Origin of the sequence: Arthrobacter oryzae (assembly GCF_037911235.1) — a bacterium.
In the GTDB taxonomy this organism is placed as follows: domain Bacteria; phylum Actinomycetota; class Actinomycetes; order Actinomycetales; family Micrococcaceae; genus Arthrobacter; species Arthrobacter oryzae_E.
Map to the genome: position 1 here is coordinate 17,641 of NZ_JBBLYW010000024.1, position 16,699 is coordinate 34,339.

Consider the following 16,699-nt stretch of genomic DNA (forward strand, 5'->3'; position numbering starts at 1 on the left):
GTTCAGCTGAGCCGGTACCGCAGCTCGACGATCCCCCTGCCCATGGTGGTGGACGCCGCAAGTTCCAGCGGCCGGGTGGGACCTGTCCTGATGGGCAGCACGGGCTTACCTGCGCCGAGCACCACCGGAATGATGGACACGATGATTTCGTCCAGCAGGCCGGCATCGGCGAATTGGGCCGCGAGCTCTCCCCCGCCAACCAGCCAGATGTTCTTGCCGTCCGCCTCGGCCGTAAAGTCATCCATGAATTCACGCACGTCGCCGCGGACGAAAGTGATGTCAGCGCCCCGGGGCGCTGAATGTTCATGGTGGGTGAAAACCCAGCATGGCGTGTCGGGGTACGGCCAGTTGCCGGGCTCGTGCTCCATCAGCCAGGCGTAGGTTTCCCCGCCCATCACGATACAGCCGACGTCTGCCATGAATGATTCGTAGCTTTCGCGTCCGCCCTCGAACCCGTCGAACTGGAGGAGCCAGGCCAGATTGTCATCTGACGTGGCGATGAATCCGTCGAGGGATGCGGCCACGAAGTATTGGAGACTGGACATGGCCACAGCCTAGTCATTTCGACTCAGGGTTCCCATACTCCACACGCATGCCGGGATCGTCACGGAGCACCACTACTTTGCCGCTCCGGAGCGTCCAGCCCTCATTAAGCAGGAAGATCCGTCCGCCGCTGACCACCAAAAGGCGGAGGCCGCTGTACTGGTAGACCGGATTCTCCGCCGTGCCGCTGGACTGTTCATGGACGTTGGGCGCACTGATGCCCAGACGGTCCTTGCTGAAGACAACCGCGGTGGGCAGGAGCGCGGACCGCTCCTCGTAGCTCACCGCCAGTCCCCGTCCCAGCGCCTGGGCGAAGTCCGAGGTGCCCCAGAAAAGCAGCAGGGTGACCAGGCAGAAGATGAGCGTTTTTTCCGATCCCCGCGAAAGTGCGGCCAGGCTGCGGCCTGGCTCTGGCGCGGAGCGCCGCCAGAGGCTCAGGCCCCAGGCGGCCAGCAGGACGCCTCCGGCCATGATGTACGGCACGAACAGTACCGTGCGTTCAGGCTGCAGGATCACTACAAGCCACATCGCTGCTGCACAGGCCAATCCGGCTATCAGGATCACCGCGGCGAGCCGCCGGATGCCTGCGGTGCGGCCGGCGGCCAGGTGCCTTGCCAGGAACCGGTCCAGGGAGAGCCAGCCGACAGCCACAATCAGCAGCCAGACAAGCGGGATGAATAGTGAAGGGATGCTCCGGAGGACGAAGTCCTGCACGGTGTATCCAAAGAGGCTCACGTCCAGCCCCATGGCCTTCGCCTGGGCATCCGTCCGGGCCCAGCCGAAGTAGACCAGCAATGCCGTGGCAATGGTCAGCGGCGGGCCGATGACCGCCAGCATGTCGACGGCGCGTTTCCAGCGGGGATCTGCCTCCGGGTCTCCGCTCATGGCTGCGGCGCCGCCGGCTCTGCGGTCGACTCTGTCTGCGGCGGCGCGGACGTGGCGGGGCCTGACGTTGTCGTTTCGGTCGGCGTGGGCCCGGGACCGGGGGGCGGCGGATCGGAGTAGAACAACACAGCTTCACCGGACACCGGCGGCGTTGCCTCCACCGTGACCCTTACGGAGGAGGCGCCTGCGGCCGGCGGAGCGGAAAAGATAAACGGACCAAACTGCGGCCCGAACTGCTGGCCGCCGTTGTCGACAGGTATGCCCTCCACCAGGATTCTGTCCACGGTCACGAAGAACCCCTCCAGCCGCACCTGGGTGCCGCCGGTGGAGGGAACGGTGGGGGCAGCCGCGCCCGCATGGGGTCCGTCCAGGACCGTCAGGCCGGTCAGCCGCCGCGGGCAGTCATCACCCGCCCCTGCAGCATCCAGACGGAGCTGGACGCCGGGGAATGCGCCCCGGACGTCCTGTGCCTGGCGAAGTGATTCCGTGACTTTGATCTCCCAGCACCGCTGTGGCGGCAGGCCGGTGACACCGGCCAGCGCAGCCTCCGCCCGTTGCCAGTCCTGCGGCAGGTCCGTGGCCAGCGCCTGGCACGTGGCTTCCGCAGCCGCCCACACCTCAGGGAACCCTGTGTTGAGGGTTGACTCGCGCAGACCTGCACAGTCGCGGTTGCGCAGGAGCTCGTAAAGCGCTCCCTCCGGCGGGTCGGAGGGAGCCGCCGGTCCGATGGGGATCCAGCGGATAACGGGGGCGCCGGCCGCGGGCGGGGGGCCGTCCACCGGTCCCGGCAACGGCCCGGCCGTTGGCAGGCCGTTGTTGACATCGGAGGAGGCAGTGGCGGAGGTGTCGGCGGCCGCGGGGGGCGCCGCCGTCGTCGTGCTTGTCCGGGGCTCAGGTGGCGGGGACGGCGGAGCGAAGCATCCACTGGTGAGAAGCAGCAGGCAGACAGCCGCCGCGGTTCCTGGTAGCCGGGCCGCTAGCCGGGCTGCAGCCCCGGTTTGACTGTGCATGACAGACCCACCTGCTCGCGGTTCCCGGCTGGGGAACCGGCCTGGATAGAACCCCTCGGGATGGCTCCCGGAATCGGCCGGCGGCGCCACCGGACCAAACACGCTGAAACAGTGTTAACTATTCCCCCGATGGGCCATATCCGCCAGAGCAGCACCGCGCGTTCCAGAGGTGGCGCCGGCAAGGCGCTGACTGCTGAGCTATTTGCTGAAGTACGGAATGATCAGGTAAAGCCCGAACAGCACCGCCACGCCGCAGAGCCCGAAGCAGGCGTAGGCAAGCGATTTCATCCACCGCGGCGTAGCCTGTTCGGGGTCACCGGCGATCGCGGTAAAGCGGACTCCGATGGAGTACAGGACCACTACCGTCACGGCGGCGAGGAGCGTGGCGCCGGCCACCTGGACCAGTTCCAACCATTTCATTTATTTTCCACCGTTCAGCTTGTGGGCGCGGCTGGCGGCCAATGCCTTTTTCTTGCGGAAGCGGACGGCCTGCCCTGCTTCCTCCACTTCCACGGCGTTGTGGTGGCCCACATGGGACTTGCGGGACTGGAAGAACATGAACAGCACTGCGCCGGTCCCGGCCACGGCGGCAATGACAACACCGACAACGCCTGTCTTGACCAGCAGTGCGGTCAGCGCGCCGACGATCCCGGCGGCGGGCAGCGTGAACAGCCAGCCGACGGCGATCCGGCCGGCCGTGCCCCAGCGCACCGAGGTGCCCTTGCGGCCCAGCCCGGAACCGATCACTGATCCGGAGGCCACCTGGGTGGTGGACAGCGCGAAGCCCAGGTGCGAGGACGCAAGGATCGCTGAGGCCGTGCTGGCTTCCGCAGCGAAGCCCTGCGCGGGCTTGACGTCCGTCAGGCCCGAACCCATGGTGCGGATGATCCGCCAGCCGCCGGCGTAGGTGCCGATCGCAATGGCGAAGGCACAGGCTGCGATCACCCAGAACTGGGGGCCGGAGCCCGGCTGCTGCGTGCCGGCGGCGATCAGCACCAGGGTGATGATGCCCATGGTCTTCTGCGCGTCGTTCGTGCCGTGTGCCAGTGCTACGAGGCTGGAGGTGAAGATCTGGCCCGTGCGGAAACCGCCCCGCTTTTGCGTGAGCTTGCTGCCGGTCTCCGGATCATGCCGGGAAGTGAGTGCATAGGCGAGGCGGGTGCACACGTACGCGACGCCTCCGGCGATGACCGGAGCGAAGATGGCGGGCAGGATGACCTTCTGCATGAGGGACTCGAAGTTCACCGAGTGGATGCCGATGCCGGCGATCGCTGCGCCGATGAGGCCGCCAAAGAGGGCGTGCGATGAACTTGACGGAAGGCCCTTGAGCCAGGTGATCATGTTCCAGAGGATGGCGCCCATCAGTCCGGCAAAGATGATGTCCGGGGTGATCTGGATGCCGTCGGATCCCTCCTTGATGATGCCGCCGGAAACAGTCTTGGCAACTTCAGTGGAAAGGAACGCTCCGATCAGGTTCAGGACTGCTGCCAGGGCAACCGCCGTCTTGGGTTTGATGGCACCGGTGGCGATGGGCGTAGCCATTGCGTTTGCGGTGTCATGAAAGCCATTGGTGAAGTCGAAAAAAAGTGCCAGCGCTATTACCAGCGCCACCATGAAGGTGATTTCCACCTGTTGCCCAATCTGCAGAGTCGACGGTCAGCAGTTCCACTTCCCCGTGCCCCCTGTCCGCACGCAGCGTCACCCGGGCGTTTGCCGGAAATTCACGTGGTGTTGTTCGGAAGGGGCTTGAAACCCTAACGATCGTACGCGTCAACGCCCTGAGGACAAAACAACCGGCGGTCAAAGGAAAGCACGCACGGCCTCCAGTTCAGCGCGGGACAATCCTCGCCTGGGATGCGGTGAAATCAGCAGCAGGCGCGGGCCAAGGATGGATGCCCAGGCGCGGGCCTCGGCTTCGAATTCAAGCTGGTCGTCGATCCACACGGCCCGTTCCGGCGCCGTCGTTTCGAGGTCACGCTGGATGGCCTGCAGTTTCCACCAGCTTTCACCGCCGGCCGGTCCAGCGCTGGCCAGGACGGGCCATTCGCGCCCGGCGAGGCCGATTGCAGGGCACAGGTATTCCGGGGCCATCTCCTCCCAGCTGGTGAGCCACACGCACCGGAGGCCGGGTGTCAGGGACAGCGTGTTGAGGGAGTTCACAAGCTCGCCGGCGTACGTCACCTCGAGGAGTCCGGCGTCGGATATCCGCCACCTGCTCCCCCAGTCCGTAACACCGGTGGCCCCGAACGGGCAGAGGACTCCGTCGACGTCCAGATAGAGGGAGACGTTCCTCACGGCGGCGTCCTTTCCTCCGGGAGTTCCACCAAAAACGTTACCGACGGGCAGTTGCGCAGGCAACAGCGCGGGGGCCGACAGGAAGGGCGGCCGCAGAAGTGGCAGACAGGAAAGTGCCGGACGCAAAAAGTGCCGGACACGGAAACGTGTCCGGCACTTCTCAAGGTGCAGTTCTAGGAACCGGTGCAGCCTCAGGTGAGGGTGCAGCCTCAGGCCGAAACCTTAGCCGCGGCTGCCGGACGGCCCTGGGCCGGCAGTCCCTCGCCGGTCTGGCCGTACAGCCAGTCGTTGTACTGGAAGTCGTTGTCCTTCCGGCTCTTGAAGAGCAGGTTGCGCAGCGTCCGGGCCAGACCGGAGACGTGCCAGGACTCGCCCCACACGCGGGCGGTGCGCTGGACCCGGGCGGTGCGGCCGGCGCGGAGGTTGTTGAATTCCCTGATCGCTCCGTCCCAGGCGTCCGGGTTGACGCCTTCCGCTGTGAAGACGGTTCCGCTGCTGACGTCCTGCAGCACGGCGGCGTCCTCGAGGGCCTGGCAGGCGCCCTGCGCGAGGTACTGGAGCATCGGGTGCGCGGCGTCGCCCATCAGCACCATCCGGCCGGCCACCCAGTTCTCGATCGGGTCGCGGTCGTACATGGGCCAGCGGATGCCGGTGGCCAGGTTCTTGAGCGCATCCTGGACGGCCGGGACGCAGTCCTTGTAGGCGGCCTCGAGCTCGTCGACGCCGCCGTACTGCTCGTCGCCGCGCTCGAAGGAGGGGGACTTGAAGACGGCCACGGTGTTCAGCAGCTCGCCCTTGCGCAGCGGGTACTGCACGAGGTGGCAGTCGGGGCCGAGGTAGACAATGACGTCCTCGAGGTCGGCCTTGGGGGTGTTTTCGGTGATCGGAACGGTGCCGCGGTAGGCAACGTAGGCTGAGGAGACGGGCTCGTCGCTGGTCACCAACGGGCGCAGGGTGGACCTGAGTCCGTCGGCGCCGATCACCACGTCTGCCTCGTAGTCCACACCGGACGCGGTGTGGGCCACGCCGCGGCCGTTTACGGTTTCGACACTCTCGACCATGACGTCGTTAACCAGCGTCACGCCGGCCGCTTCACACCCTTCGAGGAGGACCCGGTGGAGGTCGCTGCGGTGGATCACGACGTACGGGGCGCCGTAGCGCTCCTCGAACTCAGCGCCAAGCGTCTGGCGGGTGAGCTCCTCGCCGGTCACGGCGTCGCGGAAGACCAGGTGTTTGGGCTGGACGCCGATTTCCAGCGCCTTTTCCAGCAGGCCCCAGCGGCGGAGGACGCGCGAGGCGTTGGGGGCCATCTGCAGCCCGGCGCCGACTTCACCGAATTCCGGAGCCCGCTCCACGAGGGTGACGTTGGCACCGTTTTCGCGCAGCGCGAGGGCTCCGGCCAGTCCGGCCATTCCCCCTCCGATGACGAGGACATCGGTGGACGTGGCGTGCTCAGACATTGATTGCTCCTGTAGATGAGGGGGTGGATGAGGGTGAAAGTTTTGATTTGAGTTTGAGTCCGACGGCGGCCAGCAGGACCGCTGCGATGGCGGCTGCACCGGCGAAGGCAATGAAATTGGAATTGACGCCCAGCCCGGCGGCCAGCAGGAGGCCGCCCACCTGGGGTGCGACGACGGCGCCGATGCGGCCCGTCCCCAGTGCCCAGCCCAGCGCGGTACCGCGGAGGTGTCCGGGATAGTGGCTCGCGACGGCGGCGATGATGAGGCACTGCGTGCCGTGGGTGCCGACGCCTGCCAGGACCAGCATGAGGTACACCACCGTCACGGACGGTCCGGTCACGAGGACCACCAGCGCACCGGCGGCGACGGCGGCGGCGGCGATGGCGGTTGGTACAGGGCCGAACCGGGTCCCGGCCCAGGCCGTGATGACCGAACCGGCTACCGCCCCCAGGTTGAGGGCCAGGGCGAAGGTCAGCGCGGAACCCAGATTGTAGCCGGCCAGCTGCATGAGGTTAGGCAGCCAGGTTCCCAGTCCGTACCAGGCGAACAGGGTGGCGATGGTCGCCAGGGCGAACAGCATGCTGACCCCTAGGTACGGGGCCCGGAGCAGGGAGGAGAAGCCGGAAGGTTCCCTGACTGCGCGGGCCTTGCCGGCGTCCGTCCCTGCGGCGCTGGCCGGGGCCAGCGTCTCCGGGAGGTATTTCAGTCCCAGCGGCACCACGATCACCAGGGCCAGGACGGCCACGAGGAACATCGACTGCCAGCCGAAGGCGGGAATCAGCTGGATGCCGACCAGGGCGGCGATCGATCCGCCGATCGGCACACCGGACATCATCAGGGTGGCGATGGTGGACCGCCACTTGGTGGGGACGAGTTCGGCAACGAGGGCGTTGGCCGACGGCACCAGGCCGCCCAGGCCGATGCCGGCGAGGAGCCGGAGGGCACCGAAGACGGCGGCGTTGGGGGCGAAGGCGCAGAGGACGGTGAAGATGGAGAACACGATGGCGCAACCCAGGATGGTGCGACGGCGTCCCCACGAGTCCGCCATCCGGCCGGCAAAGATCGCACCGATCATCATGCCGAGGAAGGCCATGGACCCGATGGTCCCGGCGGTGGCCTTGTTCAGGCCCCAGCCGGTCTCGGTAATCAGGGAAGACTGGACAGTGCCGTAGACGATGAGGTCATAGCCATCGAAGACCACTAAGAGCCAGCAGACGAGGACGGCTGCGGCCGAAGCTTTCGAGAACCGCGATGCAGGGCCATCGGCGGTTGTGGGGGCGGGAGCCCCGGGCGAGGACCGTTGCGGCGCTGCAGCGGAAGGTGTGTGATTCATGCCACTACTGTCATGGCCGTTGGAGGTGAACCACAATATAATTCTGATGTGCAGAAAGAGCCAACCCCTAGGCCGTCATCCAAATCAGCCCGGAAACCCGTGCAGAAGCGGCCCACTTACTCGATCGAGGCGGTGGACAACGCGCTGCAGCTCCTGCAGCTGCTCCGCGACGGTGGAGCACTGAGGCTCAAGGATGCGGCCGAGGAGCTGGCCGTTGCCCCGTCCACCGCCCACCGCCTCCTGGCGATGCTGGTCTACCGCGGTTTCGCCGTCCAGGATGAAACCCGCCGCTACGTGCCCGGTCCGGCAATGGGGGTGGGGCCGGCTGGTCTGAGCTGGACCAGGTTGCTCCGATCGCTCGCCCAGCCGCACATGGAGCTGCTCTCCGCACAACTGAACGAGACCGTCAATCTCATGGTGCGGGTGGGCACCAAAGTGCGCTTCCTGGCCACGGTGGAAGGAAACAATGTATTGCGGGTCGGTGACCGGCAGGGAACGGTGATGCCTGCAAACAAAACCTCCGGGGGCAAGGCCATGCTCGCCGAACTGGAACCTCACATGATTGAACAGCTGTTCCGCAGCAACAATGCCGAGATTGGCGGGGACACCATCCCGGCTGCCGAATACCCTGCCTTCCTGCGCGAGCTGGAATCCATCCGCAGCAACGGATTTGCCGCCAACTTCGAAGGCACCGAGGAGGGTGTAAGCGCTCTGGGAATCGCCCTGCACAACCGGCACGGGAACGTCGTCGGCGCGCTCAGCGTCGCCACTCCGGCAACCCGGTTCCGCAGGGTGTTCGACGCCGGACTCGTCCGCGCCCTGCGGGAGACCTGCCGTCAGCTCGAGATCGACATCGCGGCCAATCCGGCCGAGCCGGACTGAGAACCGGGCCGGACTGAACACCGCGCCGGTCGGATCAGGCCGCAGGGCACCGCAGCCGAAGAATTCTGACTAGCAGAATATGTTGGGGGTCACACGGCGGCATCCGTAGAGTCGAACTACGCCAAAAACCGTTCTGACCTATCGAGGAGGCCCACGTGTCCATCAGCGCCGAGAACACGACTCATGAATCAGTGGCCGCGGGGCTTACCGCTCCGGAGCCGACGCCTGAAGAAGCTGCGCAGCTGAAAGAGCTGTACCGGGATTTTGACCGGGAGAACCTGATCCCGTTGTGGACGGAGATCGCGGACTTGATGCCGATGGTCCCGTCCCCGAAGGCTGTGCCGCACGTGTGGCGGTGGAGCGACCTGTATCCGCTGGCTGCCCGTGCCGGTGACCTGGTGCCCGTGGGCCGCGGCGGGGAGCGCCGCGCCATTGCCTTGGCGAACCCCGGCCTGGCCGGTACCCCGTACGCCACCCCGACGTTGTGGGCTGCGATCCAGTACCTCGGCGGCCGTGAGACCGCCCCGGAGCACCGCCACTCCCAGAACGCGTTCCGTTTCGTTGTTGAGGGCGAAGGCGTCTGGACTGTGGTGAACGGGGATCCGGTGCGGATGTCACGCGGCGATTTCCTGCTGACCCCGGGCTGGAACTTCCACGGCCACCACAACGACACCGATGAGCCGATGGCCTGGATCGACGGCCTGGACATCCCGTTCGTTCACTACGCCGACGCCGGGTTCTTCGAGTTCGGCACCGAGCGCGTCACCGACGAGGCCACCCCGGACATCTCCCGCTCCGAGCGGCTCTGGGCCCACCCCGGCCTGCGCCCGCTCTCCGGCCTGGATGACACCACCAGCTCCCCCATCGCCGCGTACCGCTGGGAATACACCGACCGTGCCCTGACCGAGCAGCTCCTGCTCGAGGACGAGGGCCACCCGGCCACCGTGTCCCAGGGCCACGCCGCCGTCCGCTACACCAACCCCACCACCGGCGGGGACGTGATGCCCACCATCCGGGCCGAATTCCACCGCTTCCGGGCCGGCGCGTCCACCGAGACCGTCCGCGAGGTCGGCTCCAGTGTCTGGCAGGTCTTCGAAGGAACCGGCTCCGTGGTCCTGAACGGCGAAACCCGGAACCTGGAAAAGGGCGACCTCTTCGTTGTCCCGTCCTGGGCCCAGTGGTCCCTGCAGGCCGAAACTCATTCACAAACTTCGTTTGACCTGTTCCGGTTCAGCGACGCCCCCATATTCGAACGCCTGAACTTCAACCGCACCTACATCGAAGGACGCAACAAGTAATGAGACTCCTCACCCTCCGCACCGGAAACAGCACGACCCAGGCTGTCCGCCAGGACGGCGATACCCTGACCGAGATCGACGGGTTCGCCGACGTCGGGGAACTCCTGAAGGACTCCGCCTGGGAAGAAAAAGCGAAGTCCGCCACCGGTGCATCGCACCCGCTCGAGGGCGCGGACCTCGCCCCGGTGGTCCCGTTCCCGGGGAAGATCATCTGCGTGGGCCACAACTACCGCAACCACATCAAGGAAATGGGCCGGGAAATCCCGGAGTACCCCACCCTGTTCGCCAAGTACCAGGAATCCCTGATCGGCCCGAACGATGACCTGGCCCTGCCGCAGGAATCGGACACCGTGGACTGGGAAGCCGAACTCGCCGTCGTCATCGGCAAGAAGGGCCGCCGGATCAGCGAAGCCGACGCCAAGGATTACATTGCCGGCTACTCGGTGCTGAACGATGTGTCCATGCGCGACTACCAGTTCCGCACCATCCAGTGGCTCCAGGGCAAGACCTGGGAGAACTCCACCCCGTTCGGCCCCGCCCTGGTGACGCAGGATGAGTTCACCGCCGGCCCGCTGATGACCTCGGCCGTGGACGGCGAAGTCCAGCAGAGCACTCCGACCGGTGACCTCGTGTTCACCCCGGAATTCCTGGTCTCCTACATCTCCACGATCATCACGCTGAACCCCGGCGACGTGATCGCCACCGGCACCCCCGGCGGTGTGGGCCACGCACAGGATCCCAAGCGCTACCTGCAGGAAGGCCAGATCCTGGTCACCACCATCGAGGGCCTGGGCCAGCTGACCAACCGCGTGGTCAAGGAAGCCTGATGGTTGCCCGCCACGACCAGACCACCGACCCGCAGCTGCTCGAGGGTTTGCTGCAGGCGCGGCGGGGCACGGCGTTCTTCGCCCGCAAGCTCAACGAGCTCTCCGACGCGGACCTTGACGGAGATTCGCTGCTGCCGGGCTGGACCCGGCGGCACGTGACGGCCCACATCGGCTACAACGCGCGGGCCATCGCGCGTTTGGTCGAGTGGGCAGCCACCGGCGTGGAGACGCCCATGTATGCCTCCACGTCGGTGCGGGACCACGAAATCGACTTCGGCGCGACCCTTCCGCCGATCGCCTTGCGGCACCTGTTCGACCACTCCGCCGTGCACTTGAACGTCGAATGGCGGGACCTCCCGGCAGAGGCCTGGCACCACAAGGTCAAAACCATCCAGGGCCGCCTGGTACCGGCCGAGGAAACCGTGTGGATGCGGACCCGCGAAGTCTGGGTCCACGCCGTGGACCTGGACAACGGTGCCACGTTCGCCGACATCCCGGCCCCGGTCCTTGCCCGGCTCCTCAAGGACATCACAGGAGCCTGGCACACCCGCGGCACCGACACCGGACTGGTCGTCAAGGTCACCGACCAGCCGGACGCCATGGTCTTCGGGGACACCGACACCGAAACACCGACAGTCATCTCCGGCCCGCTCGCGGCCATCACGCAGTGGGCCACCGGACGCGGCACCCACGGTGTGACAGCAACAAGCACCACAGCCACAGGCGCCACAACAGCGGACACCGCCACACCGCCGTCGGACGCCGACCTGCCCGAGGTTCCTGCAGCACCCAAGTGGATTTAGCGCTCCGGCCCGAGCGCTTAAACCGGCAGGATGGCGGGAGAGACGTCCCGGTGCACAAAGTAGGCCCCCTCCGCGGAGGGGGCCTACTTTGTGCACCGGTGGTGCGCGCTATTCCTCGTGCTTGACCTTGTGCACCCGGGTAACCACCGTGGGGCACGGAACACGCAGCAGGACGGCATGGGCGGTGGAGCCAAGCACGAGCCTGCTGAATCCCCCGCGCCCGCGGCTGCCTATCACCAGGAGCCGGGCGTTCGCGGCGGCCTCCACGAGGGCCTTGGCCGGATCGGTGTCCTTGTCGAGCACTTGGTTCACCACGAGGTCCGGGTACCTGTCCCGCAGGCCGGCGACCGACTCGGCGAGCACGATTTTGTCCTCTTCCTCAATGACTTCAGCCAGGCCGCTGGCAGGCATCCCGCTCTGCACCCAGCGCGCGGGCCGCCGGAAAGCCAGCACTGCCGTCAGCTCGTCCCCCTCGCGGTCCGCTTCTGCGGCGGCGAAGGCAACGGCCTGCAGGGACTCCTCCGAGCCGTCCACGCCCACCACCACGCCACGCCCCTCCGGTCCCTGGTCTGTGGGAATGACCGCCACCGGGCTGTCCGAGGCGGTAACGACCTGGAGGGCCCGGTCCGTCATGGGTCCGCCGTCTGCCCAGTGGCGGTGGTGCGATCCGATGACCACCATCGAGGCTTCTTTGGACATATCCTTCAGTGCTGAGCCGGCGCTGCCATGACGCAATTGCACATCGACGGCAACATCGGGCGCCTTCTTGGCGGCATCTTCCTGCACCTGCCTCAGCAGTTCCATGCCTGATTCCCTGATCAGTTCGTGGTACTGGAAGTCCGGTGACATCCAGCGGTCGTCCACCGCATGGACTCCGATGACCGGCAGCTTCAGCTTGGCCGCCCGGTGAAGCGACCACGACATTGCGGCCTCACTTCCCGTGGAGCCATTGATGCCGACGACGATTGGTTTGCTCATTCTGAATCCTGCTCTTCTCCGTCGCGTTTTCGGATCAGCACGCCGACGGCCGCTGACCCCTTCAGTGTGCTCCGGGGTCCGACGCCGCGGTTAGGGCCTTAAGCCCCTCACCCCGCCGGGGGGCCCCGCGTAGCGTCGGGGCCATGGAGGACACCCGGGCGGCGCTGGCCGCTCCCGTGCGGCCAAAAAGGTTCCTCCTGCGCTGGTTCCTGTGGGTCACCCTCGGCGAAACTGCAGGCTTCCTGGCTCCCGCCGTCGTCGCCGTCTTCGTGATTAATCCGGACGCCGCAGGTGCGCTGGCCTGGCTGACCGTGGCGGGCGCTGCCGAGGGGACGGCCATGGGGCTCGCCCAGGCTCACGTGCTCAAGCGCACGCTGCCCGGACTCCGGGTGCGCTCCTGGACCGTACGAACCGCCGCCGGCGCCGCGCTTGCCTGGCTCATCGGGCTTAGCCCGAGCACCTTCGCCGGGCAATGGCAGGCCTGGCCGCCCGTCCTGCAATTCGCCGTCGCGGTGCCCGCCGCATTACTGCTGCTTTGTTCGATCGGACTGGCGCAATGGCCGGAACTCCGCCGGAATCTTCCGAACGGCGGATGGTGGGTTGCCGGGAGCGCCGTGGCGTGGTGCGTGGGGCTGGGAGTGTTCTTCGCCGTCGCACCTCCGCTGTGGCAGCCGGGACAGCCGCCGACGACGGTCATCGCCATCGGTGTTGCCGCCGCCATCCTGATGGCCGCGGGAATGGCGCTGGTGACCGGCCTTGTGATGGGCCGCCTGCTGGCGGCCAAGGAAAGCGCATGAGCCGCCATCGGCAGGATGCGGCGGATAGTCCGGCTGCCGATCCGCCGTCGGACGGTGAACGCATCACGCTGGCGGGGGCCGTGGCCGGCCTGGCCTCCGCAGCCCTCGGCATTGCCGGCGGTTTCATGGAAGTCCTGCTTACGGGCCCGTGGCCCACGGCCTCGGACACCGGCTACGCGGCCTTCCTGCTGGCCAACAGAACGCCCGTCCTGGCACAGAGCATGCTCTTCGTGTTCAGTTCGGCTGCCCTGATCTGGTTCCTGGGCTACGTGCGTTCGTTACTGCACCGGAGGGAGGGGGAACCGGGGACGCTGGCCGGCATTGCGTTTGCTGCAGGTGTGCTCGGCGCGGGCCTGAACATCCTGGGCCAGGCTGCCCAGATCACCCTGACGCTGCCGTCGCAGGCCGCCGTGGCGCCGGGGGTGGCAGCCGCCGTCGCGGATCTCTGCCTGGTGACGCTGGCCCTGGCAAACCTGCCCGCCGGAGTGATGTTCACCGCCATCGCCGTGGTGGCGCTGCGGAAGCAGGCTTTTCCTGCACCCCTGGGCTGGGTCGCCGCCCTCGCTGCGGCTGCCTGTTCGTCTCCACGCTGTCCGTCATCCCGGATGCCGGGCCACTGTCTCCCACAGGCTGGCTGACCACTGTCCTGCGGCTGGTGCCGCTGGTTTGGTACGTGCCCGCGGCCATTTTCATGTTGCGGCGCCGGTAGACCCACTGCGCCGGCCGGCAGGACGTCAGAAACCTGAGGGTTCCGTTTCGAACTCCGGCTCGCTTGGCGGAGCCTCGTGATGGAGCGGACGGAGCGCTGAGGTCTGTTCCAGCCAGATCAGGGCGTCATAGCGTCCTCCCATCCGCGTGGGAACGTAGTTGCCGTGTTCCCTGGCCGGCCGGTAGACAACGCCGATGGCCCGGTGCCCCAGCCAGGCTGACAGCCACGGCCCGGACCTGTCCCGTCCGAATTCCAGCAGGGCCGGGGCACCCAGCGCCCGGTGCAGCAGGTCTTCGTGGCTGCCGGTGCGGGCGTCCGGGACCGTCAGAACGCGTTCCGGGGAGCCCCACGCGTCCGCAGCCATCACTGTTCCGCTGTACGATCCGATACCCACCAGGGTCACGCCTTCGGGTCCGTGGCGCTCACGGAGCAACTGGCCCACGTTCACCAGCCCGTCCCGCGCCATGTCCGTGGCGCGTGCATCGCCCACGTGCGTGTTGTGCTCCCAGATGATGCCTTTGGATTTTGGGCCGAGATGGGCACTCAGCCGGTCCACCGTGTCCGCCATGTGATGGTCCCGGACGTTCCAGGACTCCCTGTCCCCCCGCACCATGATGCGGTAGTAATGCTCGGCGTTGGCGGCGACTACGGCGTTCTGCAGCGCGTCGAAGGCCTCGTCGCTTTCGGCGCGCGGTTCGTGGTCCCGTGGTGCCAGCGCCCGGTTCCGGACTTCGGTGAGCAGTGCAACCACGTCCGCCTCGCACGATTCGGGCACCAGCCGCGTGCGCCAGGCGTACTCATGCGGATCTTCGTGATGCGGGAGGAAACACTGCCATGCCCGCATGGCCGCAGGAACCGCGTCCGGCTCGTTCTCCTGTAGCCAGCCGATGATCTCCCGCAGGGAATCCCACAGCGAGTAGACGTCCAGGCCGTAGAAGCCCACGCGCTCCTCCATGGGGCGCTCCAGGTTCCAGCCGCGCAGCCAGTCGAGGAAGCCTGCCACTTCCTCGTTCGCCCACATCCAGGTGGGCCAGCGCCCGAACCCGGCCAGCATGGCGTGGACGCCCGTGTCCTGCCCGCTTTGTCCGCGGACCCAGCGGTTGATCCGCCAGCAGTCCGGCCAGTCGCCCTCCACGCCGATCCAGCTGTATCCCTGCTCCTCAATCAGCCGCATGCTCAGCCGGGCACGCATGGTGTAGTACTCATGGGTGCCGTGGGAGGCTTCTCCGATGGCCACAAAGCGCCCGGTGCCCGCCCGGTGGACCAGCCGGTCAAGGTCCCGGATTCCCTTGAGTGGACGGGCCAAGGTTCGGATCTCGTCCAGCATGCTCAGGACGGCACGGTTTCCGTTGGTCACGTCGGGTCCTCGAGCGAGATGCTTTCGAAGTGCTCCGGCACCCGCACCCGCCACCCGAGTTCCCGCTTGATGCGGATGCGGAGGGCATCGGACGCCTCCGGTTCGCCATGGGTGATGTATGTCATCCGCGGTTCCCGCTCGGCCGCCCTCATCCACTCGATCAGGCCGTCGGAATCCGCATGGGCGGAAAGGCTTTCCATCTGGATCACTTCGGCGCGGATCCGGACGTCCTCTCCATAGATGCGGAGCTGCCGTTCGCCGGCGGCTAGCGCGGCGCCGCGGGTTCCGCCGGCCTGGTAACCGCTGAGGATGATGACGTTCTTCGGGTCGGTTCCGTATTCGGCAATGTGGTGCAGGATCCTGCCTCCGGTGAGCATGCCGCTGGCCGAAATTATCACCATAGGCCCGCCGCGGAGGTTGAGCAGCTTCGAGTCGTCCACCGTTCGGGTCATCTTGGCCACCTTGTACATGTCCTCGTATTCCTGCTCCTTGAGCCGGTGTTCATCGGGGTGGCGCTGGTACATTCCTGAGGCGTCGATTGCCATGGGGCTGTTCAGGTATACGGGGATGTCCGGGATTGCGTTCTTGCGGCGGAGGCGGGACAGGTGCAGCATCAGCGTCTCCGCCCGTCCCACGGCGAACGCGGCGATCATGATCACGCCGTTTTTCTTCGCCACACGGGTGATAATCTCCCCCAGCTGCAGTTCCGGATCCAGGCTCGAGTGCTTGCGGTTTCCGTACGTGGATTCGGTGACGAGGATACTGGCGGCGCCAAGTCCGCGGGGCGGAAACATCAGCGGATCATCGGTGCGCCCAAGGTCGCCGGTGAAATGGACGGAGTGCTGGCCCACGTCGAGCCTGATCTGGGCGGCCCCCAGGATATGGCCGGCAGGCACGAACGTCGCGGAGATGCCCCCGCCCAGCTCCAAGGGGGTGTCGAAGCCCTGCGCCCGGAAACTGTCGAGCGACCGGACCGCGTCCGCAGCCGTGTAGAGCGGAACCGGCGGGCTGTGCCTGGACGAACCGTGCTCGTAGGCGTATTTGGCTTCCTCTTCCTGCAGGTGCCCGCTATCGGGCAGGAGCAGGGTGCACAGTTCGGTGGTGCCTTCGGTGGCATACACCGGTCCGGTAAAGCCGTCCCGGACCAGGGCGGGAACGTAACCGGTGTGGTCAAGGTGCGCATGGCTCAGCAGCACGGCGTCGATGGAGCGTGGCTGGACAGGGAACGGGGTCCGGTTGCGGTCGCGGAGCACCTTGTAGCCCTGGAACAGCCCGCAGTCCACGAGGATGCGTTTCCCGCCGGCTTCAACCAGGTACCTGGAACCGGTCACGCTGTCCGTGGCTCCGAGAAACCGGAGTTGCGGGTGGTGTCGGTGTTTCATGGAGCTCCCTGTTCCCGTCGGGCAGCCTTCCCTCGGGCAGCGTTCCCGTTGAGGAGATGTACGTCCTAGCTTCCGCCTCTTCGTGGTGTCCCCGTAGGGCCGAAAGTCATGGCTGCCCGCGCTCACCGCCTTTCGGGAAC

17 protein-coding genes are annotated in these 16,699 nt (G+C 66.7%); 6 read left to right on the forward strand and 11 right to left on the reverse strand.

The annotated features are described in order from the left end of the window. Positions 1-2 precede the first annotated feature (2 nt). From WMN78_RS07830 to WMN78_RS07865, 8 genes are all read right to left on the reverse strand, one after another. Positions 3-545, reverse strand: a complete 543-nt coding sequence (locus WMN78_RS07830) for a dihydrofolate reductase family protein (protein ID WP_317781746.1) — start codon at positions 543-545, stop codon at positions 3-5. A gap of 13 nt (positions 546-558) precedes the next feature. After that, positions 559-1,428 (reverse strand): hypothetical protein, encoded by an 870-nt coding sequence (locus tag WMN78_RS07835; protein WP_305940973.1) that lies wholly within the window; start codon positions 1,426-1,428, stop codon positions 559-561. Beyond that, positions 1,425-2,207, reverse strand: a complete 783-nt coding sequence (locus tag WMN78_RS07840) for a hypothetical protein (RefSeq protein WP_340533103.1) — start codon at positions 2,205-2,207, stop codon at positions 1,425-1,427. The genes WMN78_RS07835 and WMN78_RS07840 overlap by 4 nt, the downstream gene beginning before the upstream one ends. Before the next feature lie 429 nt (positions 2,208-2,636). After that, on the reverse strand, positions 2,637-2,858 hold the full coding sequence (locus WMN78_RS07845; protein ID WP_305940971.1) for a hypothetical protein: 222 nt from the start codon (positions 2,856-2,858) through the stop codon (positions 2,637-2,639). Beyond that, a complete protein-coding gene (locus WMN78_RS07850) occupies positions 2,859-4,067 on the reverse strand; it encodes an inorganic phosphate transporter (protein ID WP_340533105.1) in 1,209 nt (402 codons plus the stop codon). Between the two features lie 171 nt (positions 4,068-4,238). Next, positions 4,239-4,733 (reverse strand): HAD domain-containing protein, encoded by a 495-nt coding sequence (locus tag WMN78_RS07855; RefSeq protein ID WP_340533107.1) that lies wholly within the window; start codon positions 4,731-4,733, stop codon positions 4,239-4,241. A 209-nt stretch (positions 4,734-4,942) separates the two neighbouring features. Next, positions 4,943-6,193, reverse strand: coding sequence for an FAD-dependent oxidoreductase (locus tag WMN78_RS07860; RefSeq protein ID WP_340533109.1), 1,251 nt, complete (start codon positions 6,191-6,193; stop codon positions 4,943-4,945). Next, entirely contained in the window at positions 6,186-7,526 is a 1,341-nt protein-coding gene (locus tag WMN78_RS07865) for an aromatic acid/H+ symport family MFS transporter (RefSeq protein ID WP_340533111.1), read from the reverse strand. Before WMN78_RS07865 ends, WMN78_RS07860 begins: the two co-directional genes overlap by 8 nt. A 12-nt stretch (positions 7,527-7,538) precedes the next feature. Here WMN78_RS07865 and WMN78_RS07870 point away from each other — a divergent pair, with 12 nt between their 5' ends. The 4 genes from WMN78_RS07870 to WMN78_RS07885 all read left to right on the forward strand — a co-directional run bounded on the left by WMN78_RS07870 (position 7,539) and on the right by WMN78_RS07885 (position 11,336). Then, positions 7,539-8,408, forward strand: a complete 870-nt coding sequence (locus tag WMN78_RS07870) for an IclR family transcriptional regulator (RefSeq protein WP_425341133.1) — start codon at positions 7,539-7,541, stop codon at positions 8,406-8,408. Positions 8,409-8,563: 155 nt separating this feature from the next. Next, on the forward strand, positions 8,564-9,706 hold the full coding sequence (locus tag WMN78_RS07875; protein WP_340533115.1) for a cupin domain-containing protein: 1,143 nt from the start codon (positions 8,564-8,566) through the stop codon (positions 9,704-9,706). Next, the gene (locus WMN78_RS07880; protein WP_340533116.1) at positions 9,706-10,533 is read left to right on the forward strand and encodes a fumarylacetoacetate hydrolase family protein; all 828 of its coding nucleotides are present in this window, start codon (positions 9,706-9,708) and stop codon (positions 10,531-10,533) included. The genes WMN78_RS07875 and WMN78_RS07880 overlap by 1 nt, the downstream gene beginning before the upstream one ends. Further along, positions 10,533-11,336 (forward strand): maleylpyruvate isomerase family mycothiol-dependent enzyme, encoded by an 804-nt coding sequence (locus WMN78_RS07885; RefSeq protein WP_340533118.1) that lies wholly within the window; start codon positions 10,533-10,535, stop codon positions 11,334-11,336. The genes WMN78_RS07880 and WMN78_RS07885 overlap by 1 nt, the downstream gene beginning before the upstream one ends. Before the next feature lie 108 nt (positions 11,337-11,444). On the opposite strand, the gene WMN78_RS07890 is transcribed toward WMN78_RS07885, so the two are convergent. Beyond that, positions 11,445-12,314, reverse strand: a complete 870-nt coding sequence (locus WMN78_RS07890) for a universal stress protein (protein WP_340533119.1) — start codon at positions 12,312-12,314, stop codon at positions 11,445-11,447. Between the two features lie 143 nt (positions 12,315-12,457). Between WMN78_RS07890 and WMN78_RS07895 the strand changes: the two genes are divergently transcribed. Next, a complete protein-coding gene (locus tag WMN78_RS07895) occupies positions 12,458-13,111 on the forward strand; it encodes a hypothetical protein (protein WP_340533121.1) in 654 nt (217 codons plus the stop codon). Next, entirely contained in the window at positions 13,108-13,749 is a 642-nt protein-coding gene (locus WMN78_RS07900) for a hypothetical protein (protein WP_340533123.1), read from the forward strand. The genes WMN78_RS07895 and WMN78_RS07900 overlap by 4 nt, the downstream gene beginning before the upstream one ends. Positions 13,750-13,845: 96 nt before the next feature. Here the strand turns inward: WMN78_RS07900 and WMN78_RS07905 are convergent, their stop codons facing one another. After that, positions 13,846-15,177: an erythromycin esterase family protein gene (locus tag WMN78_RS07905; protein ID WP_340533124.1), complete on the reverse strand. Its 1,332-nt coding sequence runs from the start codon at positions 15,175-15,177 to the stop codon at positions 13,846-13,848. Then, positions 15,174-16,559: an MBL fold metallo-hydrolase gene (locus tag WMN78_RS07910; protein ID WP_340533125.1), complete on the reverse strand. Its 1,386-nt coding sequence runs from the start codon at positions 16,557-16,559 to the stop codon at positions 15,174-15,176. Before WMN78_RS07910 ends, WMN78_RS07905 begins: the two co-directional genes overlap by 4 nt. Between the last annotated feature and the right edge of the window lie 140 nt (positions 16,560-16,699).